This is a genomic window from Burkholderia sp. MSMB1078WGS (assembly GCF_001528895.1).
GTDB lineage: Bacteria > Pseudomonadota > Gammaproteobacteria > Burkholderiales > Burkholderiaceae > Burkholderia.
Genome location: NZ_LPDI01000105.1, coordinates 1 through 1,464, shown reverse-complemented (window position 1 = coordinate 1,464; position 1,464 = coordinate 1). Strand labels below are relative to the sequence as shown.

The 1,464-nt window shown below is 68.4% G+C and carries 1 protein-coding gene; it reads left to right on the top strand.

Features of this window, described 5'->3' with window-relative positions; all coding sequences use genetic code 11:
• Position 1: 1 nt before the first annotated feature.
• Positions 2-1,464: efflux transporter outer membrane subunit (locus tag WT24_RS29000; RefSeq protein ID WP_060036680.1), on the top strand; the 1,463-nt coding region annotated here is incomplete at its 3' end.

Below are 1,464 nucleotides of genomic sequence, written 5' to 3'. Positions count from 1 at the left end.
GATGCAAAAACACGCTTTGACTGCAATCGCAGTCGCGCTCCTTGCCACGGGGTGCACGATGGCGCCGCATTACAAGCGGCCCGACGCGCCCGTCGCGCAGGCGTACCCGGCCGGCGGCGTCTACGCGACGCAGCCGGGCGCGGCCGGCGCGCGCAGCGCGAACGGCCAGGCGGCGACTGCCATCGGCTGGCGCGAGTTCTTCGTCGATCCGCGCCTGCAGCGGCTGATCGAAATCGCGCTGAAAAACAACCGCGACCTGCGCGTGTCGGTGCTGAACATCGAGGCGGCGCGTGCGCAGTACCAGATCACGCGCGCGGGGCTGTTCCCGACGCTCGACGGTACGGGCACGGGCAACATCCAGCGCTATCCGCAAGGTGTTTCGCCGACCAATCAAGCCTACGTTTCGCGCGTCTACAACGTCGGGCTGTCCGCATCGTGGGAACTCGACCTGTTCGGCCGCGTGCAGAGCCTGAAGGATCAGGCGCTCGCGCAGTACCTGTCGACGTCGTACGCGCGGCAGGCGTCGGAGATCTCGCTGGTGTCGCAGGTGGCGGATCAATACCTGACGCTGCTGTCGACCGACGATCTGCTGAAGGTCACGGAAGACACGCTGAAGACCGCGCAGGCGTCGTACGACCTGACCAAGCTGCAGTTCGACAACGGCACGGGCTCCGAGCTCGAGTTGCGTCAGGCGCAGACGGTGGTCGAGACGGCGCTCGCGAACCAGCAGGCGCAGGCACGTGCGCGCGCGCAGGCGCTGAACGCGCTGGTGCTGCTGATCGGCGAGCCGCTGCCGGACGATCTGCCGGCGGGCCTGCCGCTCGATGCGCAGAACCTGCTGACGGACGTGCCGGCGGGCCTGCCGTCGGATCTGCTCACGCGTCGTCCGGACGTGATGCAGGCCGAGCAGACGCTGCTGGCCGCGAACGCGAACATCGGCGCGGCCCGCGCGGCGTTCTTCCCGAAGATCTCGCTGACGGCCGCGTTCGGCACCGCGAGCCCGACGCTGGGCGGCCTGTTCAAGGCCGGCACGGCGGCGTGGTCGTTCGCGCCGAACATCGCGCTGCCGATCTTCGAGGGTGGCTCGAACATCGCCAATCTCGATCTCGCGAACGTGCAGAAGCGCATCGAGATCGCGAACTACGAGAAGGCGATCCAGTCGGCATTCCGCGAAGTGTCGGACGGGCTGGCCGCACGCGGCACGTACGACCAGCAGATCGCGGCGCTCGAGCGCAACGAGCACGCGCAGCAGCGTCGCTTCGATCTGTCGGACCTGCGCTACAAGAACGGTGTGGACAGCTACCTGTCGGTGCTGACCGCGCAGACGGATCTGTACTCCGCACAGCAGTCGCTGATCAGCGCACGTCTGGCACGCTGGACGAACCTGGTCGACCTGTACCGCGCACTCGGCGGCGGCTGGATCCAGCGCGCCGGCGAAGCGCCGCGCGCGCCGGATGCGCCGGT